General features: G+C 46.7%; 20 protein-coding genes. 6 read left to right on the plus strand and 14 right to left on the minus strand.

Features of this window, described 5'->3' with window-relative positions:
* Positions 1–16 precede the first annotated feature (16 nt).
* The 7 genes from OX890_RS15635 to OX890_RS15665 form a co-directional block, all read right to left on the minus strand.
* Positions 17–1,168 carry an enoyl-CoA hydratase/isomerase family protein gene (locus tag OX890_RS15635; protein WP_006085280.1) on the minus strand — a complete coding sequence of 384 codons (1,152 nt, stop codon included), beginning with the start codon at positions 1,166–1,168 and terminating at the stop codon, positions 17–19.
* The gene (locus tag OX890_RS15640; RefSeq protein WP_006081029.1) at positions 1,168–1,941 is read right to left on the minus strand and encodes an enoyl-CoA hydratase; all 774 of its coding nucleotides are present in this window, start codon (positions 1,939–1,941) and stop codon (positions 1,168–1,170) included. The genes OX890_RS15635 and OX890_RS15640 overlap by 1 nt, the downstream gene beginning before the upstream one ends.
* A 59-nt stretch (positions 1,942–2,000) precedes the next feature.
* Positions 2,001–3,158, minus strand: a complete 1,158-nt coding sequence (locus tag OX890_RS15645) for an acyl-CoA dehydrogenase family protein (protein ID WP_268649533.1) — start codon at positions 3,156–3,158, stop codon at positions 2,001–2,003.
* A 101-nt stretch (positions 3,159–3,259) separates the two neighbouring features.
* Positions 3,260–4,759 carry a CoA-acylating methylmalonate-semialdehyde dehydrogenase gene (locus OX890_RS15650; RefSeq protein ID WP_012088747.1) on the minus strand — a complete coding sequence of 500 codons (1,500 nt, stop codon included), beginning with the start codon at positions 4,757–4,759 and terminating at the stop codon, positions 3,260–3,262.
* A gap of 115 nt (positions 4,760–4,874) precedes the next feature.
* Positions 4,875–6,065, minus strand: a complete 1,191-nt coding sequence (locus OX890_RS15655) for a thiolase family protein (protein ID WP_268649534.1) — start codon at positions 6,063–6,065, stop codon at positions 4,875–4,877.
* Positions 6,066–6,355: 290 nt separating this feature from the next.
* Positions 6,356–7,297, minus strand: coding sequence for a homoserine O-acetyltransferase MetA (gene metA / locus OX890_RS15660; protein ID WP_006081023.1), 942 nt, complete (start codon positions 7,295–7,297; stop codon positions 6,356–6,358).
* Between the two features lie 70 nt (positions 7,298–7,367).
* Positions 7,368–7,787, minus strand: coding sequence for a YbaY family lipoprotein (locus tag OX890_RS15665; RefSeq protein ID WP_006081022.1), 420 nt, complete (start codon positions 7,785–7,787; stop codon positions 7,368–7,370).
* A 117-nt stretch (positions 7,788–7,904) separates the two neighbouring features.
* Between OX890_RS15665 and OX890_RS15670 the strand changes: the two genes are divergently transcribed.
* Positions 7,905–8,648 (plus strand): SDR family NAD(P)-dependent oxidoreductase, encoded by a 744-nt coding sequence (locus OX890_RS15670; RefSeq protein WP_011846378.1) that lies wholly within the window; start codon positions 7,905–7,907, stop codon positions 8,646–8,648.
* Between the two features lie 92 nt (positions 8,649–8,740).
* Here the strand turns inward: OX890_RS15670 and ompW are convergent, their stop codons facing one another.
* From ompW to phhA, 7 genes are all read right to left on the minus strand, one after another.
* Complete coding sequence (gene ompW, locus OX890_RS15675) at positions 8,741–9,385, minus strand: outer membrane protein OmpW (protein ID WP_268649535.1); 645 nt, start codon at positions 9,383–9,385, stop codon at positions 8,741–8,743.
* 514 nt (positions 9,386–9,899) lie between these two features.
* The gene (locus tag OX890_RS15680) at positions 9,900–10,589 is read right to left on the minus strand and encodes a nucleotidyltransferase family protein (RefSeq protein WP_268649536.1); all 690 of its coding nucleotides are present in this window, start codon (positions 10,587–10,589) and stop codon (positions 9,900–9,902) included.
* Positions 10,590–11,039: 450 nt separating this feature from the next.
* Positions 11,040–11,690 carry a maleylacetoacetate isomerase gene (gene maiA / locus OX890_RS15685; RefSeq protein WP_268649537.1) on the minus strand — a complete coding sequence of 217 codons (651 nt, stop codon included), beginning with the start codon at positions 11,688–11,690 and terminating at the stop codon, positions 11,040–11,042.
* A gap of 87 nt (positions 11,691–11,777) precedes the next feature.
* Complete coding sequence (locus tag OX890_RS15690) at positions 11,778–12,764, minus strand: fumarylacetoacetate hydrolase family protein (RefSeq protein WP_006085272.1); 987 nt, start codon at positions 12,762–12,764, stop codon at positions 11,778–11,780.
* Between the two features lie 386 nt (positions 12,765–13,150).
* A complete protein-coding gene (gene tyrR / locus OX890_RS15695; protein ID WP_006085271.1) occupies positions 13,151–14,689 on the minus strand; it encodes a transcriptional regulator TyrR in 1,539 nt (512 codons plus the stop codon).
* Positions 14,690–14,956: 267 nt separating this feature from the next.
* On the minus strand, positions 14,957–15,295 hold the full coding sequence (locus tag OX890_RS15700) for a 4a-hydroxytetrahydrobiopterin dehydratase (RefSeq protein ID WP_006081014.1): 339 nt from the start codon (positions 15,293–15,295) through the stop codon (positions 14,957–14,959).
* Between the two features lie 130 nt (positions 15,296–15,425).
* Positions 15,426–16,226 (minus strand): phenylalanine 4-monooxygenase, encoded by an 801-nt coding sequence (gene phhA / locus OX890_RS15705; protein WP_268649538.1) that lies wholly within the window; start codon positions 16,224–16,226, stop codon positions 15,426–15,428.
* 321 nt (positions 16,227–16,547) lie between these two features.
* On the opposite strand from phhA, the gene galU reads away from it, so the two are divergent.
* From galU to OX890_RS15730, 5 genes are all read left to right on the plus strand, one after another.
* On the plus strand, positions 16,548–17,456 hold the full coding sequence (gene galU / locus OX890_RS15710; protein WP_168823151.1) for a UTP--glucose-1-phosphate uridylyltransferase GalU: 909 nt from the start codon (positions 16,548–16,550) through the stop codon (positions 17,454–17,456).
* The gene (gene galE / locus OX890_RS15715) at positions 17,456–18,469 is read left to right on the plus strand and encodes a UDP-glucose 4-epimerase GalE (RefSeq protein WP_028760579.1); all 1,014 of its coding nucleotides are present in this window, start codon (positions 17,456–17,458) and stop codon (positions 18,467–18,469) included. The genes galU and galE overlap by 1 nt, the downstream gene beginning before the upstream one ends.
* Positions 18,470–18,560: 91 nt before the next feature.
* On the plus strand, positions 18,561–19,043 hold the full coding sequence (gene napF / locus OX890_RS15720) for a ferredoxin-type protein NapF (protein ID WP_263179497.1): 483 nt from the start codon (positions 18,561–18,563) through the stop codon (positions 19,041–19,043).
* A gap of 111 nt (positions 19,044–19,154) precedes the next feature.
* Complete coding sequence (locus tag OX890_RS15725; RefSeq protein ID WP_268649539.1) at positions 19,155–19,604, plus strand: bactofilin family protein; 450 nt, start codon at positions 19,155–19,157, stop codon at positions 19,602–19,604.
* A gap of 316 nt (positions 19,605–19,920) precedes the next feature.
* Entirely contained in the window at positions 19,921–20,895 is a 975-nt protein-coding gene (locus OX890_RS15730) for a LysR family transcriptional regulator (protein ID WP_126492370.1), read from the plus strand.
* The last annotated feature ends 229 nt before the right edge of the window (positions 20,896–21,124 follow it).

The following is a 21,124-nucleotide window of genomic DNA, read 5'->3' on the forward strand; positions in this document are numbered from 1 at the left end:
ATAATCAACTCAACGTTTAGCTCAGTTGGCTAAAGGGATGCGCCTCGCCCCAAGGGGAAGTCAATATTTGCTCAAGTACAGCGGTAGGCACTGAGTTAACATCCTTAAAGCGCCACTGGGGTTGTCTGTCTTTATCAATCAAGAGTGCGCGAACCCCTTCACAGAAATCACCATGGGCACACACGTTAACGCTGGCGGTTAATTCCCATTTAAAACACTCTGCTAGGCTTAACTTAGTACCTAGTTGTGATTGGATATTAACCAGATGCCAGCTGATAGGACTGCCTGCAAGGAAGGTGTCGCGCGCCTTCATTAACCAAGCATCCTCCGAGGCTAACGTCGACATACGGGTGACAATATCCTCTAAACTCCCCGCCATCAGTCGGTCGATATTATCTTGGCTGTCCGCCAATACACTTTCGCCCTTCGGGATATCCACTTGATTAGATAACTCGTTGATCATGCTATCTAAGCGTTGATGATTAAGCGCCGGTGTATCGCTCCAATCTAAGGTGGCCATGGCATCGAACATCAGTTCTTTGTCGTCACGGTTTAGGTAATGATCGGCAAGGCCCACATAGCAGGCATCGGCGGCATTGAGTTGATAAGCCGTGAGCCCTAAAAACAGTCCCATTTTGCCCTGCATACGATTAAGGAAATAGCTGCCGCCCACATCGGGGTACAGGCCAATCGTCACTTCAGGCATAGCAATGCGCGAGGTTTCAGTGACGACTCTGTGGCTTGCGCCCGCCATCAAACCGAGCCCGCCGCCCATAACAATGCCGTCGCCCCACACCAACACAGGTTTGCCAAAGGTATGCAGTAGATAATCGAGACGATATTCCTCTTCGAAGAACACCTTTGCCTCCTCAGTCACTTGTCCTTTAGCGGCAATGGATGCATGGTATAAGGCGCGCACATCACCACCCGCACAAAAGGCCTTCTCACCGCTGCCATCTAAAACGATACAAGCGATAAGCGAGTCTTTCTTCCATAGATTGAGCTGCGCCGTCATAGCGCGCACCATGTCTAAATCTAAGGCGTTGAGGGCTTTTTCCACATTGAGTGTCACCACCCCAATCAACTTACCGGACGCGGTGGCTAAGGTTTGAAAAACCACGTTTTGCGTGGTCGTGGCCTGATTTACGTTATCTACTACATTAGTCATTAGCGGTTCTTCCAATCAGCTTTACGTTTGCCCAAAAACGCATTCACGCCTTCGGCCTGATCTTCGGTATCAAATAACCCGACAAATAATTCACGCTCAATCGGCAGCGCTTGGCTACGCGCCATAGTGCGGCCCGCTTGAATGAGTGTCTTGCACGCTGTGACGCTGCTTGGGCTTTGGTTAGCGACTTTGACGGCCAACGCGATTGCCGCATTGAGCGCTTCGCCCGTTTCGACCACTTCTTCAACTAAACGCAGATTTAATGCCTGAGTCGCATCGACGCGCTCACCGCATAAAATCATCCGCTTAGCCCAGCCTTCACCAACTAATGCGGTCAGATTCTGAGTGCCACCTGCGCAAGGTAATAAACCTACGGTCGCTTCAGGCAATGCCATCACAGCTTGGATTTCGGCGATTCGAATATCACAGGCCAGTGCGACTTCTAAGCCGCCGCCCATGGCATAACCGTTAATCGCGGCAATCGATACACCGCGAAATTGACTTAGGGTTTCAAAGGCTTCACCGAAGTGCTTTGCCATCGTCGCCGCATTGCCTTTGTCGCCATCACTAAACAGCTTCAAATCGGCACCGGCAGAGAAAAACTTTTGCCCTTGGCCCGTTAACACTAAGGCGTAAATTTCTTTATTCGCGTTCAGCTCAAGCACTTTGGCTTTGAGCGCCTGCAAACTCTCGGCAGTCCAAGTATTTGCCGGTGGATTATTCATCGTCAGAATGGCCGTATGGCCTTCGATACGTTCTACTAAATATTCCATCTGTATAGACTCCTTTTATGTTATCGCCAACCGATAAGTCACACTTCTTGCGAGTAGACTTACAGGATTTGTCCTGCATTTTCATCGAGTAAACGACGGGCGATAATTAAGCGCATAATTTCGTTGGTGCCTTCTAAAATCTGGTGCACACGCACATCACGGAAATGACGTTCCAGCGGGTACTCCCTTATATAACCATATCCGCCATGAATTTGCAGCGCCGCATCACAGACTTGAAAGCCCACATCGGTGGCAAAACGTTTCGCCATGGCGCAATAGGCGGTGGCTTCAGGATCGTTGCTGTCGAGTTTAAAGGCCGCAAGGCGCACCATTTGGCGGGCTGCGACTAACTCAGTCGCCATATCGGCGAGCTTAAATTGTAGTGCTTGGAAAGCCGCTAACGGTTTACCAAATTGCTGACGCTCATTCATATACTGAGTTGCACGCTCTAGCGCCGCTTGCGCAGTGCCTACTGAACAGGTCGCGATATTGATACGACCACCGTCTAAGCCTTTCATCGCGAAGGCAAAACCTTGGCCTTCTTCACCGAGCAAGTTGGCCACTGGCACACGCACGTTTTCAAAGGTGATTTGACGGGTCGGCTGGGCATTCCAGCCCATTTTATCTTCGGCCTTACCGTAGATAACGCCAGCGGCATCTGCCGGAATGGCAATGGCAGAAATCCCCTTAGGCCCCGCTTGACCGGTGCGGCACATCACCACTAATAGCTCAGTGGCGCCCGCACCTGAGATAAACATCTTCGAACCTGAAATCACATACTCATCGCCGTCACGCACCGCTTTGGTTTGCAAAGATGCAGCGTCTGAACCCGCGCCCGGCTCAGTTAAACAATAGGACGCTAACATTTGCCCTGTGGTTAACGGCTCAGACCAAGTCTGACGCAGGGTTTCAGTGCCCCAAGTTGTCACCATCCAAGTGGCCATATTGTGAATGGTCAGCATGGCAGTGGTCGCTGTGCAGCCCTTGGCGAGCTCTTCAAAAATAATCGATGCATCGAGGCGCGATAAGCCCATGCCGCCTTCTGATTCTGGCGAATACAGAGAGCAAAAACCAAGCTCACCGGCTTTTTGGATCACGCCTTTGGGGAAATGATGTTCTTCATCCCACTTGGCGGCAAACGGGGTTAACTCTTCCGCGGCAAACTGGCGGGCGAGATCGGCAAACTGGCGTTGGTCATCGTTGAAATTAAAATCCATTTGGCTCTCCTATGACTCTGTGGTCACTTTTTTATTTTATAAATTGGGCGCCGTAAAGACGCCGTAGTTTATCGATTAATCACTGAGCTTGACGTACGAGCTTAGCGCAAGTTAATGCTCATGTTTGGCGTAGACGCCACGGCGATATCGGACTCGAACCAGCGTGAAGTGATGGTTTTAGTCTCGGTATAGAAACGTACCGCTTGCTTACCGTAAGCATGTTGATCGCCATAGAAACTGCCCTTCCAACCGGTAAATGAGAAGAAAGGTAATGGCACAGGAATAGGCACGTTAATCCCCACTTGGCCGACTTCGATTTCATGTTGATATTTACGGGCCGCCGCGCCGCTGGCGGTGAAGATAGAAGTGCCGTTGCCGTAAGGGCTAGCATTGACTAATTCGATTGCCGCTTCTAATGAGTCAGATTCCATGCAACACAGTACAGGGCCGAAGATTTCTTCCTTATAGATGCTCATCTCTGTGGAGACTTTATTGAACATGGTTGGGCCAATCCAGTTGCCTGACTCATAACCTTCCACGGTAAAGTCGCTGCCATCGAGCAAACACTCAGCGCCTTCATCAATCCCCTGCTTGATAAGCTTGAGCACGCGTGCCTTGGCTGCAGGGCTTATGACAGGGCCGTAACCGGCTTCTTTATCGTCCCATAAACCTGGACGAACCTTGGCTAAGGCTTCTTTTAACTCTGGGATCCACTCTTTAGCTGCGCCAACAAACACGGCAACCGAAATCGCCATACAGCGCTGACCCGCCGCGCCTACAGAGGCGCCAACTAAGTTATTGATCACTTGCTGTTTGTTCGCATCAGGCATGATAACGCAGTGATTTTTCGCGCCCGCAAAGGCTTGTACGCGTTTTAAATTATCGGTACCAGTTTTATAAATATACTGGCCCACAGCCACAGAACCGACGAAGGAAATGGCTTTAATTGCAGGGTCTGCCAGCAGAATATCCACGGCAGTTTTGTCGCCATGCACTAATTGCAATACGCCCTTAGGTGCGCCCGCTTCAACAAACAGTTCAACAAGGCGCTGCGGCGTCATTGGATCTTGTTCTGAAGGTTTTAAAATGAAGGTGTTACCGCAGGCAATCGCCAGTGGGAACATCCATAACGGGATCATCGCAGGGAAGTTAAATGGCGTAATACCGGCACACACACCCAGTGGTTGGGTGTAGCTGTAGGTGTCGATTGAACGCGCGACATTCTCAACGGTTTCGCCCATCAATAATGATGCCACGTTACAAGCGTGTTCAGCGACTTCGATACCGCGCCATACATCGCCCTTGGCATCTTCAAAGGTTTTACCCGTTTCATGGGCAAGAATGGTCGCAAGTTCGTCGTGATGTTCTTTTAGCAGATGTTGATAACGCAACATGACGCGCGCACGTTCAGACACTGGCACTTCTTTCCACGTTTTGAAGGCGGCTTTGGCGCTAGCAATCGCAGCGTGAACTTCTTCGCTAGTGGCAGCATTAATCACTGCAATCGGCGAGTTATTCGCGGGATTGGTGACAATAATCTGCGATGTACCCGTACCTTGGGTAAACTCACCGTCAATGTAATGCTTTACTTGTGTGGTCATGTTGCAATCCTTTCCTTGTAGAGTGATGGGCTGGCGGTGCGATATTATGATTATCCTCAAGGGAAGTGATTGCCCTTGCCAGCCCCGTCTTGTTGATTTAACTAAACTGTTGCGATTAAACCTCGATGGCCATCGCCGTCGCTTCACCACCGCCGATACATAGCGAGGCAACACCGCGCTTCAGGCCGCGGGCTTTTAAAGCATGAATTAAGGTCACCAGCAAACGTGAACCCGAGCAGCCAATTGGATGGCCTAAGGCACAGGCGCCGCCATTAACGTTTACCTTAGCGATATCTAAACCTAGCTCAGACACAGCAAGCATAGTCACCATCGCGAAGGCTTCGTTGATTTCGAATAAATCCACCTCGTCCGTTGACCAACCGACATTGGCCAGCAATTTCGCCATAGCGCCAACCGGTGCAGTTGTGAACAATGAAGGCTCTTGGGCATGAGTCGTGTGGCCTTTAATAGTCGCTAATACAGTTAAGCCTAAACGGTCAGCTTCGCCGCGTGAGGTCAGCATCAATGCCGCTGCACCATCGGAAATAGAGCTAGAGTTTGCCGCTGTGATAGTGCCATCTTTGGTAAAGGCTGGGCGCAGCGTAGGAATTTTTTCAGGGCGGGCATTACCGGGTTGCTCGTCGGTATCGATAGTCACATCACCACGACGATCACTGACTGTGACGGGGGTGATTTCGGTTTTAAAGGCACCCGAGTTAATCGCGGCATTGGCTTTTTCAAGCGAGCTTAAGGCAAAAGCATCCATCTGCTCGCGGGTGATACCAAATTCATCGGCAGTTTTCTGGGCGAACGTTCCCATAGCACCGCCCGTGTAGGCATCTTCAAGACCATCTAAAAACATGTGATCTAACACTTTGCCATGGCCCATGCGCATGCCGCCGCGGGCTTTATCGAGTAAATACGGCGCTTGGCTCATGCTTTCCATGCCGCCTGCGATCACCACTTTTGCACTGCCCGCTTTAATCAAATCGTGGGCTAACATTACCGTCTTCATGCCTGAGCCACAGACCTTGTTCACTGTGGTCGCACCAACGGATAAGGGTAATCCCGCACCCAAAGTTGCCTGACGCGCAGGCGCTTGACCTAAACCTGCGGGTAATACGCAGCCCATCAAGACTTCATCGACATGCTCACCCGCCAATTGCGTTTCCGCTAACAAGCCTTTAATGGCCGTCGCGGCTAAAATGGGTGATGCTACGGATGATAAGTTGCCTTGAAACCCGCCCATTGGGGTGCGTTTAGCAGCAACGATAACGATATCTTGATTTAACTGTTCAGTACTCATGAAGGCTCCAACCTAAATTGACCACGAAGCCTAGTACCAGCCTCGGGACGTTTAATAAAATCGACAATAAAACCACTCTGACGTTTACGCGAACGTAAAGCAAGTATTCCTTGGTCTAATGTGCAGATTTTATCAGGGGAAAATGTCAGTAAGGATTTACAGCAAGGCAGGGATTAAGCGCCGTTAAACGTGGAAGGTTGGCTCTAAGGGAGAGATATATTAAGTGCTTTTGGGTATCAGCTAAAGTCACATCCATGTGACCACATCACCATAAAAGGCTAAACAAAACCTTAACGCGACTCCCACGGTGTCATCGCCGTCATATCGCTTAAGTCGTAAGGGGTTAACTGATAGACGTAATAATTAAGCCAATTACTTACCAGCAGGCTACCGTGGCTGTGCCAGCGGGCAATGGCGTCGGCTTTAGGATCATCATTGCGATAATAATTCTGCGGCACATTCGGGTCTAAACCTTGGCTTAAGTCTCGCTGATATTCCTCGTTTAAGGTCGACTTTTGATATTCAGGATGACCCATCACAAACAAGTTACGATTATTCCGACTTAACACCAAATAAGCCCCTGCCTCATCGGACTCGGCCAATAGCTGCAGCTGTGGATGTTGTCTAATTTCTTCGACATCCATTTCGGCAAAACGGGAATGGGGTGCAAAAAATTCATCATCAAAACCGCGCAGTAACGGGAAATGCTGAGAGGTACGGCGATGCACGAATACGCCTGAACGCTTCTGTTGCAATATTTTTCGATTTAAACCATAGAGATGATATAAACCCGCATGGGCTGCCCAGCATAAAAACAACACTGAGGTGACATGCTCTTGGGACCAGTCGATGATTTCACGGATATGATCCCAATAAACTACATCTTCGAAATCGATTTGCCCAAGCGGCGCACCTGTGATGATAAGGCCGTCGTAATTTTTATGGCGCACGGCTTCAAAGTCACGGTAGAAAGTATTCATGTGATCGATGGAAGTATGCTTGGATTCTTTGTCGTGAATGCGCAATAAATCCACATCGACTTGTAAAGGCGTGTTGCCCAGTAAGCGCAGTAACTGGGTTTCTGTCTCGATTTTGTTCGGCATCAAGTTCAAAATCAGCACCTTCATCGGCCTGATATCTTGATTAGCCGCCCGCGTCTCGGACATAACGAAAATATTTTCTGACTCTAACACTTCTGCTGCGGGCAGATGATCTGGAATTCTAACCGGCATACCGCGCCTCTTCTGTTCGTAAATACCAACGGATTCGGCGCGTATGTCAGCTCACTTCTGAGCGGGCTAACTAGCCACCGACTTTCTCTAGCAGTATCGTCATTGGCTCAGTGGAGTTGAGGTCAATATGATAGGCTTGAGTATTAATAAACAATAACTTATCACCGAGCATTATCCGTGCACCTATGGCATAAGTGTGCCCGGGTTGGAACTGATCGCTGCCAATCGCAAAACTGAATGGCGTTGGTGTTGCTGCACCTTGTTGTACGCGCTCCGCCATCACTATGGCTGGCACATCCATTTTTGATACATCGAGCAGTTGCACTACGACCTTAGCCTCTGCGGGCAGAGCAATCCGTTCCCGATACAAGGTCTCGCCTTTTATCTCCACGATAGCATTGGGTGTCGCACAACCCGATAACACACCCATTAGTGCCATTAATGCTAAAGCAGTTAATCTCAACGCGCTTAAACGCAACCATTTGTTCATTTTGTTTCTCCTAATCATACATAAAGACTTCTAGATGTCCATACGCCCAAGCTATAAATCTTGTCTTGGCGAACATATCTTCCTATCATAAGCCACCATTTCGTTGCCGAAAAACCTATGACCCAAGCAACTGCAATAATTGTGGGAGCTAGCTCACAATTAAGTCGTGAAATTGCAAAGCAATTGGCAGATCAACAGGTTGAATTAGTCTTATTCGCCCAAGATCCAGAATCACTCCGCGATTTTGCCTTATCCTTGCCAACTAAAGTACAAGTATTTTCACTTCAAATTGAACAGCCTCAAGCCATTATCACTCAACTTGAATCCGTCTGGCAGAGTCTTGGCGGTGCGCACTTAGTCTTAGTCAATACAGGCCTCAATAGTTATGATCCTGAGCTGCCTTGGCTGCCAGAGCAAGACATTATCGATGTCAATGTGCGAGGTTTTGCCGCTATCTGCAATACGGCATTTAGACTATTTCGCGAGCAAGGTTATGGACAACTGGCGGCAATAAACTCTATCGCAGGTTTGCGCGGTGGCCCAAGTGTGGCCTATCACGCCTCAAAAGCCTTTGGGCAGAATTACCTTGAGGGCTTATGTATGCACGCCCAGCGCCTCAAGTTACCCATTACGATTACCGATATCCAACTCGGTTTACTCGATAAAGCCGCCATGCAGCAAAGTGCGATGTGGCTTGCCCCATTACCGCACGTTGCAGCACAAATCATCAAAGCAATGAAGCAAGGTAAACGCCGCGTCTATGTGACTAAACGCTGGCGCCTCGTCGCTTGGCTCACCGTATTATTACCCGAATTTATCTATAACACTCGCCACTGGAAGGCTAAAAAGCCAAAGCGCTAAGTCGGCTTAACCTTAGTGGAACATGTCAGGATAAAGTGCAGAAACGAAAAAGGAGCCTAAGGCTCCTTTTTTACGCTTATCTGATCCGTAGATTAGAAAGTGTAACCTACGCTGACCATATAAACCCATGGGTCAATATCGGTACCAATAACCACAGTGTCACCCGATAATTTAAACTTCACATCGCTGCTAATTTGCGCGTACCACACAGATGCGTTCACTAACCAGTTTTTGCTAACCTGATAGTCAATACCCGCTTGTGCCGCTAAGCCCCAAGACGTGGTCATGCTTAAGTCAGTTAACGCACCACCTAAATCATTGGTGAACTCATTATCATAAAAGTTAGTGTAATTAACACCGACGCCAATGTAAGGGCGAACCACTGATTGAGAATTACCGAAATAGTACTGTGCCACTAGCGTTGGCGGCAGTTGCTTAGTTTCAGCAATTTTAGTCCCACCCAAAGAAACGTCATGGCTAAAAGGCGTTGCTGCTAATAGCTCTACCCCAAAGTTATCAGTCAACATATAACCGAAGTTCAAACCAAGTTGAGTATTGTTACTCACTTTAAACTCACCAAAAGTTGCAACTGGGTCGCTTGATTCGTTTGGCGCAACAACAACAGCACCCGCACGAACGATAATGTCACCTGCTTGGTGAGCCGATACAGAAGCAGAAAAACCAGCAGCTAAAAGGGTGGCAGCGATCAGTGTAGAAACAGTATTTTTGTTCATCATCATACTCCATATGTACAACATAGGTTTTTGTTTTAAATTACATCCTTAACAATTGACGCCTACACTGCCAGAGAAGCGCGACCACTTTATTGATCCAAATCAAAGTGAATAGCCAATACTCATTTCTAGGTACTACCCATGGGATCTAAATCACGAAATTCAAACATTTATCGACAGTACACCTTTATTTTCTGTGAGCTTAGTTCTGTATTAGTCATCACTAATGACTACAGCAAGAGGTAGACACCATTAGCGAAACCAACATTTTAATAACAATAAAAAGCACTTAGCTGAGGGGGATTTGGTCATTAAGTTCAAATTGTTCGGACTAAATGAGGAAGAATGGAAGCAGAAAACGGCCGAACCAAAACGGCTTAAGGATGATACCCATACTGTTAGCGGTCTAAATTGGTGAGTAACTAAATCGAGTCGCTAAATTGAGTAGATAAATTGCATGGGACGAATTGAGAGAACTGCTGGGGTCGAATTAGGAATGAGTGAGTGAATGAGCAGATCAGCTTGTGCGGCAACATTCAAGCAAAGGATACCGAGTAAGCCAACCCTTAGTCGCGACTCTGTGATCAAACACGGATAATGATCGCTTTGGATTGGCGCTCAGTTTGAGTGCAAACAAGGAGTTCAGCCCAAAGGGAGCCACCAGCTCAATATCATAAGACGCGGGATAATTTTTCATCCCAACACAAGTCTGAGTCCCAGTCTTAGTCTGATTATCAGATTCTACATCAACAACTTGATAGCTCACCCCGACTGCGGTTTCAAGTTCTGGCCAATAGGACATAGCATCAACACAAGATGTGTAAGCCATGTCTTGATTTCGAACATGCATGCGCGCCTGATTCTTCACCGACCAAGGTAACTCAGGGGCAAGCTGATTAAGATAGGTTTCAATTGCCAGATCCCGCTCAGGACTAATATCTAACGGGCAAAAATAGATCAGATCGATATCGTTCAGTGGACTCAACTCAAATCCGTGCAAGCGATCCCAGACTAAATTACGGACAAATCCCGCCGCAAGGCACCACTGCGGCATTGAGTGTACTTTGGCGCATTGGAGCGCAAGTTCAAGCGCCCTCACCCGCTCGCAATCTTGGGTTATCCATTTGAGTAATCGATGCTTTAGCTCTGCTTCACACATAGCATCATCCATAACATTATTCATAGCACCATTCAGAACATGACTCATACATTACTCATAACAGTATCGTTCGCTTCAATATCAAATAACACCACTGGAATGACATTCGGCTTACTCCACTTCGCCATCGGTTTCTGAGCACTTTACGACCTCATGACAGAATAGAGATACGAGACTATAAATAGGTGCCATTACCGCCAAATAAATCCAAAAACCATATACATCTTTGTCTAGCAGATTAACGCTAAGAATATAGATGGGCACGAACAGTAGCATCCAATTTATTATATTGAGTTTGTACCGTATCGGCTTATCACAATGACAGCAGCGTCCTTCCTTAATAGGCACTTCCTTAGCGCCGAGTTTACCTTTGCAATACGGACATTTTTTACTAAAAAGCATTTAAACTCCATCGCAGAGATTAGACTCGCAACACAAGCCTCATCATCCATTCTTTCAATTCGTAAAGACTATATCCGCACTATTCGTTACAAAGCATCACACAGCATCCGCTTGGCGCTCTGGGGCCGCATCGGCAAAAGCTTCTAGCTGATTACACTCAGTCCACACGCGCATGATATTGGGATAAGGCGTTAAATCCACATTAAAACGCTGAGCGTTATACACCTGCGGCACTAAACACAAGTCGGCTAATGTCACTGTATCCCCAAAGCAGTAACGACCACTGTGCCTTTTCAACAAGATTTCTAGGGCAGCAAAACCACTTGCAACCCAGTGGTGATACCAAGTATTTTTAGCCGCTTCATCGACCCCTAAGGTTTGAGTTAAATACTGCAATACCCGCAAGTTATTTAATGGATGAATTTCACAGGCTACCGTGAGTGCCATGGCGCGCACATGGGCACGCTCAAGAGCCGATGCAGGCAATAATGGCGACAGTGGGTGTATCTCATCAAGATATTCGATAATGGCTAAGGATTGCGACAATGCATCTGCATCTAACTCATCGTCCATCACTAAGGTTGGCACTAACTCCAGCGGATTGAGCGCACTGTAGGCCGCTTTATGTTGCTCGCCGCCATCACGTACAAGATGCACAGACAACTGCTCGGCTGAAATACCCTTAAGATTGAGGGCGATGCGAACACGGTACGCCGCGCTTGAGCGCCAATAACCATAAAGCTTCATATTTTCATGTCCTTATAAAAGTCTGTATAAAAACGGGGCAATTAAGCCCCGTTAGTTTGAGTCGATATCGCCCTTTAAGGGAAAGCCTTAGGCTTTGTATTCAACCACTTTTTGATCGATAGAACCGAAAATCGTTACATCGTTGTCATCGAGCATTTCGATGCGCACAGTATCGCCAAAACGCATAAATGGCGTAGTGGCTTTGCCTTCAGCAATCACTTCTAGCATACGTTTTTCCGCTAAACAGCTAGAGCCTGCGCTACGGTCATAGTTAGAAATAGTACCAGAGCCAATAATCGCGCCAGCGCCCAATGGACGGGTTTTTGCAACATGTGAAACTAACTGGCTGAAATTAAATGTCATATCGACGCCGGCATTCGGACGGCCAAATAACTCACCGTTTAAATGGGTGATCAGCGGTAAATGCACTTTAGAATCTTCCCAACGTGCGCCCAGTTCATCCGGCGTCACTGCCACAGGTGAAAAACTGCTCGATGGCTTAGATTGGAAGAAACCAAAGCCTTTCGCCAACTCACCAGGGATTAAGTTACGCAGTGACACATCGTTCACTAACATCAACAATTTAATATGCTTAGCCGCATTGTCGCTGCTCACGCCCATAGGCACATCATCGGTAATGATCGCGATTTCAGATTCGAAATCGATACCCCAGTCTTCACTCGCCAGTGGAATATCGGCTTTAGGGGCAATAAAACTGTCTGAACCACCTTGATAGAACAGCGGATCTGTCCAGAAGGTTTCAGGCATTTCTGCGCCGCGAGCCTTACGGACTAACTCAACGTGATTCACATAAGCGCTGCCATCGGCCCATTGGTAGGCACGCGGTAGTGGCGACAAGCACTTAGCTTCGTCAAACGCTTGGGCGTTATCTAACATGCCTTCATTTAACGCGTCGTACAATTCTTGCAATTGCGGTTTCAGTAAATCCCAACCGTCGAGTAATTGCTGCATAGTGTGGGCAATAGCAGGAACGGCAACCGTTTTAGTGAGATCGCGGCTAACTAACATCAACTGACCATCGCGGCGACCATTGTTATAACTTGCAAGTTTCATATTGGCTCCAGTGCTTCTAAGGCTAGGCGTACAATTTTATTGTGCTGGAAAACGCGCGGCGTCATTCAGCTTATATTCGGCGATTTTAATCGGACTCTTTGACTCATTAAGGGCGCACACGTTACGCAGTCCGCGCCAACAGAGGTATGCCCTTTTGCTTGCTTTAACGTATTTGTTGCGCGTAGAAATACCCGAAGCTGGCGCAGATTCCTATAGCGTGACCCAAATCACATTTGGGTCAATTATTTCACATTTCGTAAACTAATCATTACGTTTATAACCTAGTTGCCGCTTATCAATATCTCGGTAAGCAATATGCCTGAAAAGTCGGCAACTAAGTGGAACGATACTGTTACATCTGTCGAGTCAAGCCAGCAAGACTCGGCTTAACGACGCTTGGCTATCTTGTACTCACGCAGCTTATTGGCAATAGCGGTGTGCGACACCCCGAGCTTTTTCGCTAACTGACGAGTACTCGGATAGGCTGGATATAATCGACGCAACAGACTCGCTTCAAACTGCTTCATCGCATCGTCGAGATTGCCTTCAAACTCATTGTCAAAGTAACCAAAACCTTCGGCGTAGGACGGCAGTTTTAATTGTTCTACCGTCAACTCGGCCGAACCATCCCACATAGACACAGCTCTAAATACTGCGTTCTTTAATTGGCGTACGTTACCTGGCCAAGCGTAGGTGAGCAAATGATCGCGGCACTGGGCCGAAATCCGTCGCACTGGGCTAGATAACTGTTGGCTGTAATGTTCGAGGAACATTTCTGTCAGTGGAATGATATCGACTTTACGCTCGCGCAGTGACGGTATGTGATAACTGAGCACATGGATGCGATAGTACAAATCTTCCCTAAACTCACCGGTTTGGCACAGTTCGGCTAAATTTTTCTGGGTTGAGCAAATGATCCGCACATCGGCACGGACTTCTTCATCGCCGCCGATACGTCTAAAGGTGCCATCTTGCAATAGACGAAGCAGCTTAACTTGTGCGGCCTTGGACATCTCAGCCACTTCATCGAGAAATACTGTGCCGCCTTTAGCTTCTTCAAAGAAACCCCGTTTAACGACTTTGCCCTGACTGACATAACCGAATAGTTCTTCTTCGGCGGCGCTGTCAGGCAGAGCGGCGCAGTTGATGGCGATAAAGGGTTTCTCGCGGCGCATGCTGGCATCGTGGCTGGCTCTGGCCATTAATTCTTTACCAGTACCCGTTTCACCTGTGATCAATAAAGGCGCATCGAGCTGGGCCATCCGCCGCGCTTGCTTAAGCACTTCCTTCATTTTGTCACTGCTGGCTAATACATTTTCAAAGCCAGTAGTTTGATTCTGCAGCGCGTTAAATTGTTTTCCAACCCGCGCGGGGGATTTTAGCGACACCACAGCGCCAACTAAGATAGTTTTCTCATCCTCATCGGGCAGGTAAATCGGCAGCATTTCGGCTAAATATTCGTTTGGACCAATTTGTACCCTCGCCGCTTGCGGTAAGACTTGGCTTTCGCTCAACCAGCGGCTGAAGTTAAAACCTTGCACCCAATGATTGAGCGACTCTTCGAGCACTTCGTGCTCACCCATACCGATATTGAGCAAGGCGGACTCGTTAACGATACGGATACGCGCTTTAGCATCGATGGAGAAAACGGAATCGGGTAAGGTTTTGAGCAAGGTTTTAAGGGCGTAATGTTCTTGCTCTGAGGGCATAAACGAAACCGTACGCACATCATGGACACTTTCCACTTTGCGGATCTGCGGCATCAAGGCACTTAAGGTTTCAAAACTGATTTCGGCAAATTGTAAGTACAGGAATCCTTGGTTACTGGCATCAATGGCAATTAAATTAATACCATAACGCTCTAACACGACTAAGATATCTTTGGCTAAACCAACACGATCCTGACAGCTGACTTCCAAGCGCATAATGACTGATATTCCCTTTTTTGATTCGAATTTTGGGGATAAACCGTGCAGAGCTATTTTTCGCCTTAAGCTTTACAACAAAAATGACGCTTGCTAGGCAAGTTGTTACCTTAACGAAAACGTCAGCGATGAGGGTAAATAGCAGAGCCCGTATACGTTAGAAGGTTAAACAGTAAGTGGCAAGCCTAGTTTACAGTTGAATTGTAACAGGAAGAAAAAATCAGCATCAAAAAATAGATTAAGATGCTGATTAAATTGGCGAATTAATTAGACTAATAACTGGTCTGTCTTGGCGGCCATGATGAAGTCATTCTTGTGTAGACCCTTGATAGAGTGTGACCACCAAGTGACGGTCACTTTGCCCCATTCAGTGAAAATGCCTGGATGATGGAATTCTTCTTCCGCTAAATCCGCCAGCTTATTCGTGAATGCCATCGCCAGTTTAAAGTTTTTAAACTTGTAAACGCGCTCAAGCTGCATTACGCCATCACGCACTTGCACGCCCCAGTCGGGGATCATACGAATAAGTTCAGCCAATTCTTCATCGGTCACTTTAGGTGCGTCGGCTTGGCACGCTTCACATTTCATATTCGATAACGCTGTCATACATACTCCTCTTGGCAACATTGATAGGGATATTCAGTTGCTCTGTACTCATTTTCTATTAATAACTTAAATCAGATGGCTAAATTAGATGCCAGCCAAATAACGAGTCAACTCATCAATCTAATCGAGGCTAACTCGCCTTGGCTTTTGGCGGAAACTTAGGGGCAAATAAACCTAACTGACGCGCCTTAGTGACATAAGCCATGATGTCCATCTTGGCAATTTCATCCAGCATATCAATGTGCTCAATCACATAATAAATCGGCTGCATAATGTCGATCCGATATGGGGTTCGCAGCACATTTAATAAATCAAAGGGTTGACGCTCTGGCACATCACTTTCCATCGCATACAAGGTTTCCCCGGGAGAGCTTAAAATGCCGCCGCCATAGATGCATAAGGCGCCGTCTTTAGGCTGTAGTAAACCAAACTCAACCGTAAACCAGTACAAACGCGCTAAAAATACCCTTTCCTCTTTGCTGGCATGTAAACCTAATTGGCCATACATATGAGAGAAATTGGCAAATGAAGGATTGGTGAGCAAAGGGCAGTGGCCAAAAATCTCGTGGAAGATATCTGGCTCTTGCAAGTAATCAAACTCCTCCTTGCGGCGAATAAAAGTGGCCACTGGAAACTCTTTATTTGCCAGTAATTCAAAGAAACGGCCGAAGGAAATAAGCGCAGGTACGGCTGCCGTTTTCCAGCCGGTGGTAGCTTGCAATACAGTATCAATTTCAGTAAGTTGCGGAATACGATTCTTTGGCAAAGCCAAGGCATCTAGCCCTTGCAAATACTCCTTACAGGCACGGCCAGGCAGGTTTATCGCTTGACGGGCATAAAGCTGGCTCCAAATCTCATGTTCTTCTTGCGGGTAGTTGATAAACCCTGTGTCATCAGCTCTGTGAGCGATGTACTCTGTTCCTTTCGTCATAGTCTTCACTTAGTGGCTAGCGCTCATGGAACCATAGTGATCTAAGCCTTTAAATTTGTTAACTCCCTCACACTTTATTCTTGCACCACTACTGTGACGTAAACGTAAAGCAAATATTACAAGGGTATTAAAAACGCCATGCAATTGCACATCACCCATGCTGGATGAGATGCTCTGTGCTACCTTTGCTAAAACTTACGTCGACTTCGCTGTAAAAATACTTAAATATCCTAAGTTTTCAGCGTTTCTAAATAGCTTTTCTGTGCAGGTCATTTACAATATTGGCCATTAACCGCATCTCCTTGACCTAAAAGGTTCGCAATGAAACAACATCAAATTCGTAAAGCCGTTATTCCTGTCGCAGGCCTAGGCACTCGTATGCTTCCAGCGACCAAAGCAATTCCAAAGGAAATGTTACCAGTTGTTGATAAGCCATTGATTCAATATGTAGTCAGTGAAGCTATCGCGGCTGGGATCAAAGAAATTGTACTCGTGACCCACGCAAGTAAAAACTCTATCGAAAACCATTTCGATACCAGTTTTGAATTAGAAGCCCAATTAGAACGCCGCGTTAAACGTCAGTTACTTGAAGCAGTACAATCCATTTGTCCTAAAGATGTAACAGTGATCAGCGTGCGCCAATCTCAAGCTAAAGGCTTAGGTCATGCGATTTTGTGTGCTAAATCTGTCGTCGGCGATGCACCATTTGCCGTATTGCTACCGGATGTGATCATAGATGAAGCCAGCTGTGATCTTCGTAGCGATAACTTAGCCGCTATGGTTGCCCTGTTTGATGAAACCCAAGTCGGTCAAATCATGGTGGAAGGCGTGCCACATAACGTCGTCAACCAATACGGTATTGCCGATGTGAATGGCCATGATTTACAACCTGGAGAATCAGAACCATTAGTCGAACTAGTTGAAAAACCCTCTGTAGATGAAGCTCCTTCTAATTTAGCCGTTGTAGGCCGTTATGTGTTACCTGCCAGCATTTGGCCACTACTGGCTAAAACCCCTGCGGGCGCAGGCGATGAAATTCAATTAACGGATGCGATTGCGATGTTAATGAAGCAAGAAACCGTAAATGCTTACTACATGGAAGGTAAGAGCCATGACTGTGGTAACAAGCAAGGTTATATGCGTGCTAACGTTGAATATGCCCTGCGCCACAGCGAAATCGGTGAAGATTTTGCGCACTATTTAAAAACCGTAGTAAAAGGAATTAAGTAATGACGATTTTAGTGACCGGTGGTGCTGGCTATATTGGCACCCACACAGTAGTAGAACTGCTCAATGCTGGTAATGATGTGATTGTATTGGACAACTTGTCTAATTCAAGCATAGAAGCCTTAAACCGAGTCGAGCGAATCACTGGTAAATCGGTTACTTTCTATCAAGGCGATATTCTCAATAAAGCGTTATTGCAGAAAGTGTTTAACGATCATGCTATTGATTCAGTTATCCACTTTGCAGGATTAAAAGCGGTGGGAGAATCCGTCGCAAAACCCCTGAAGTATTATGAGAATAACGTTACAGGTACGCTTATCCTTTGCCAAGTCATGGCAGAGTTTAAGGTAAAAAATCTCGTATTCAGCTCATCGGCAACTGTGTATGGCGATCCCGCAAGTTTACCGATCACCGAAGACTTTCCCACAGGGGCAACAAACCCTTATGGTCAGTCTAAGTTGATGGTTGAACATATACTGGCAGATGTACACAATGCCGATCCGAGCTGGAATATCGCCCGTCTGCGCTATTTTAATCCGGTTGGCGCCCATGCCAGTGGCTTAATCGGCGAAGATCCTAACGATATCCCTAACAACTTAATGCCCTTTATTGCGCAGGTTGCCGTGGGTAAACGCACCGCCTTAAGCGTGTTTGGTAATGATTATCCGACCCACGACGGTACTGGCGTGCGTGACTATATCCATGTCGTGGATTTAGCCAATGGCCATTTAAAAGCGCTCGCAAAATTGGCCACTAAGCCTGGTCTAGTGACCTATAACTTAGGCACAGGCCAAGGATATAGTGTATTAGACATGGTTAAAGCCTTTGAAAAAGCTTGTGGTAACACCATTGCCTACCAAATTGCGCCACGTCGTCCAGGGGATATTGCTGCCTGCTACGCCGATCCAACCCACGCAAGGGAAGATCTTGGCTGGCAAGCGACTCATACCCTAGAAGATATGGCCAACAGTAGCTGGCATTGGCAATCAACCAATCCCAATGGTTATAACGGCTAATAACTTGAATGGCTTGTGGAAATCTCCCAAGCCATTTTTCTTTACCCTCTAAATACCATCGCTTTACAGCATTAACCACCCGAGGAGCAACATGACTCAAAGTATTAATCACAGCCGTCGCAGCCTCTTTCGCCGGCGTAAAGATAATGCGATAAGGCCGCCTTGGGTGCGTGATGATATCGAGTTCACCGATGTGTGTACTCGTTGTTCCGCCTGTCTTGAGGTTTGTGAAACTCACATTATCATCAAAGGTGATGGCGGATTTCCTGAAGTCACCTTTAAGGACAATGAGTGCACATTTTGTACCCTGTGTGCTAAGGCTTGCCCTGAAAATATTTTCGATTTGACTCAAGCACCTTGGCAATACCAAGCCCATATCCAAGAAAGCTGCTTAACCTTTCAAGGGATCTGGTGCCAAAGTTGTAAGGATGCCTGCGAACCAAGAGCCATCAGTTTTGTGCTCAGTATTGGTCATGCTCCGAGCCCCAAAATAGACCTTGATCTTTGTACTGGATGCGGTGCCTGCGTAGCTCCTTGCCCTAGCAAAGCCATTGAGATAAAACGACCAACTTGATAGAACACTGTAATTGCATTAACACATGCAGAGCTGTGCTTCTCATGGATTTTAAGCTAGTATCGCGCCTCTGTTGAACTCAGTTAATCCCTTCTCGAATTAAGTTAATTTATGATGATGTTTGTAAAAAAACTGTTTTTCCCGCCTAAAAAAAGTACCTCTTTTAGCTTTATTGCTCGAGGCACTAAACTCACGGGAAATATCGAATTAACAGGCGACGTGCTTGTTGGCGGTGATATCCAAGGTCAGCTGCTTTCTGAGGCCAATATCACCATAGAACAAGGCGGTATAATTCAAGGTGAAGTAAAGTGCCATGAATTTATCGTCGATGGACACTTCAAAGGCAGACTCATTTGTGAGCGTTTAGTGATCCAACGTAATGGTGTTGTCGACGGCGAAGTGGCAAGTACCTCAATGCAAATCCTTGAGGGTGGCCAATTTATCGGGATGCGGATTAAAGAAGATGCGCCAACCATTTATTCCCATGCTATAGGCCACTCCCCTGTAACAGCCAATGGTAACTTATCGCACGTACAAAACGATGCTATAGAATCTCGCTAAAACAGCGAATAAATGATGCTCGCAAGCTCACCCACTTAGGCGAGCTTGTATTTTTAACGCATTATTTGCTCGATTTTTTTAATACCCCGACTCAAAACCCTTACCAGCCAAATAACTGCCTGCGAAATAGCACTCTTTACAATGGTTAAATAATTGTTATTTTGCCGAGAGTGATCACAGTTAATCCGCACGACTGCTGTTAATCTCACGACTAATAGCGATGTTAGGGGAATAGCAAGGAGCAGAGTCAGGGCCACAGAATGCCCCTAATAACCCCGCAAAAAATAGTTAAGACTCATATAGGGCAACATACAAAATGAGCAACGTATTACTCAAACAAATCTGTGAACTCGATGTTTTTACCTTGCTGGTATTTAAAAGTATTTTCGACACTGGGCACGCGAACAGTGCCGCCAAAGCGTTGGATGTTTCAGCACCTAAAATCAGCCGTTGTCTCAACGCATTACGCCTGACCTTTAACGATGAACTCTTCTATCGCCGACAACAGGGACTAAAACCCACTCCTTTAGCAGAAAGCCTGTATGTGGCGATTTGCCAGTTTACTGAATCAGTTTATCACCTCGAACAATCTGCGACTCAGATACAAAATGCAGCCATCAGTGCCGATTTACCGCTACATATCGCCGCCTGTAATGGACTATTGAGCTTTTTAGCTCCGCAATTAAGCACGCCTGACGTCGCCCAAGCATTAGGACAAATACGTTTACATAAATGGCAGGAAAATAGCGCAGAGTTAATTCACGCAGGTGCACTGGATTTTGGCATCACCTTAGAAAGTGCTGAAAATAAAGAATTAAGCTACACCAAACTGGGCTCAGTCAATGGCGTTTACATAGTGGCGGCCAAACAACATCCTCTGTGGCAAATTGAAACTGACATTAGCTTAGAGCAAATCTGTCGCCATCCATTTCTATTTATAGAAGTTAAAGGTTTTAACAGTAAAATTGACCCCTTAGAATTGTTTTGCCAACGCCAAGGTATCTTACTGCCTGCGGTGGAGAAAGTTATCGACCGAGAGGAATGGTACGCCCATTTACTCACCATGAAGAGCGTGGCTTTCTGTTCCAGCATTGATATGCACACAGTAAAACACATGCCCGGATTACACTTAGAACGCCTAAGCGATATAGAGCTCAATCGACTCCACGATACCATGATGGCGCCACAATATTATCTTATTGAAAAACCGGCAATTCATCGGCGCTACAGCCAGAGTCAAAGTGCGCTTGTCGTACGTTCCTTACTTGCCGCGCTCGATCGCGCCCGCTAACGCGAGACAATCAGCTCAGCCAAGCTCGTGGACATAACATTCACTAAACCTTGTTTATACCATTGCGATGATTCGATGTTAAACGGGGTTTAAATAGTGAGATGCCGAAGTTTAAAACATCAAAATTTCATTGGTATGTTATCTCTTAACAATACTAATCCTCAGATTACATTACCGCCTCTTTTCCCCTTTGCTTTGAAGATCTCAACGTCCATTCCATCACTGAGAT

It is taken from the genome of Shewanella sp. DAU305 (assembly GCF_026802235.1).
Classification (GTDB): domain Bacteria; phylum Pseudomonadota; class Gammaproteobacteria; order Enterobacterales; family Shewanellaceae; genus Shewanella; species Shewanella baltica.

What these genes read in the sequence shown, in the direction of transcription:
- OX890_RS15635 (WP_006085280.1), bottom strand. Translation starts at nt 1,168, where the DNA reads ATGACTAATGTAGTAGATAACGTAAATCAGGCCACGACCACGCAAAAC.
- OX890_RS15640 (WP_006081029.1), bottom strand. Translation starts at nt 1,941, where the DNA reads ATGGAATATTTAGTAGAACGTATCGAAGGCCATACGGCCATTCTGACG.
- OX890_RS15645 (WP_268649533.1), bottom strand. Translation starts at nt 3,158, where the DNA reads ATGGATTTTAATTTCAACGATGACCAACGCCAGTTTGCCGATCTCGCC.
- OX890_RS15650 (WP_012088747.1), bottom strand. Translation starts at nt 4,759, where the DNA reads ATGACCACACAAGTAAAGCATTACATTGACGGTGAGTTTACCCAAGGT.
- OX890_RS15655 (WP_268649534.1), bottom strand. Translation starts at nt 6,065, where the DNA reads ATGAGTACTGAACAGTTAAATCAAGATATCGTTATCGTTGCTGCTAAA.
- metA (WP_006081023.1), bottom strand. Translation starts at nt 7,297, where the DNA reads ATGCCGGTTAGAATTCCAGATCATCTGCCCGCAGCAGAAGTGTTAGAG.
- OX890_RS15665 (WP_006081022.1), bottom strand. Translation starts at nt 7,787, where the DNA reads ATGAACAAATGGTTGCGTTTAAGCGCGTTGAGATTAACTGCTTTAGCA.
- OX890_RS15670 (WP_011846378.1), top strand. Translation starts at nt 7,905, where the DNA reads ATGACCCAAGCAACTGCAATAATTGTGGGAGCTAGCTCACAATTAAGT.
- ompW (WP_268649535.1), bottom strand. Translation starts at nt 9,385, where the DNA reads ATGATGAACAAAAATACTGTTTCTACACTGATCGCTGCCACCCTTTTA.
- OX890_RS15680 (WP_268649536.1), bottom strand. Translation starts at nt 10,589, where the DNA reads ATGAGTCATGTTCTGAATGGTGCTATGAATAATGTTATGGATGATGCT.
- maiA (WP_268649537.1), bottom strand. Translation starts at nt 11,690, where the DNA reads ATGAAGCTTTATGGTTATTGGCGCTCAAGCGCGGCGTACCGTGTTCGC.
- OX890_RS15690 (WP_006085272.1), bottom strand. Translation starts at nt 12,764, where the DNA reads ATGAAACTTGCAAGTTATAACAATGGTCGCCGCGATGGTCAGTTGATG.
- tyrR (WP_006085271.1), bottom strand. Translation starts at nt 14,689, where the DNA reads ATGCGCTTGGAAGTCAGCTGTCAGGATCGTGTTGGTTTAGCCAAAGAT.
- OX890_RS15700 (WP_006081014.1), bottom strand. Translation starts at nt 15,295, where the DNA reads ATGACAGCGTTATCGAATATGAAATGTGAAGCGTGCCAAGCCGACGCA.
- phhA (WP_268649538.1), bottom strand. Translation starts at nt 16,226, where the DNA reads ATGACGAAAGGAACAGAGTACATCGCTCACAGAGCTGATGACACAGGG.
- galU (WP_168823151.1), top strand. Translation starts at nt 16,548, where the DNA reads ATGAAACAACATCAAATTCGTAAAGCCGTTATTCCTGTCGCAGGCCTA.
- galE (WP_028760579.1), top strand. Translation starts at nt 17,456, where the DNA reads ATGACGATTTTAGTGACCGGTGGTGCTGGCTATATTGGCACCCACACA.
- napF (WP_263179497.1), top strand. Translation starts at nt 18,561, where the DNA reads ATGACTCAAAGTATTAATCACAGCCGTCGCAGCCTCTTTCGCCGGCGT.
- OX890_RS15725 (WP_268649539.1), top strand. Translation starts at nt 19,155, where the DNA reads ATGATGATGTTTGTAAAAAAACTGTTTTTCCCGCCTAAAAAAAGTACC.
- OX890_RS15730 (WP_126492370.1), top strand. Translation starts at nt 19,921, where the DNA reads ATGAGCAACGTATTACTCAAACAAATCTGTGAACTCGATGTTTTTACC.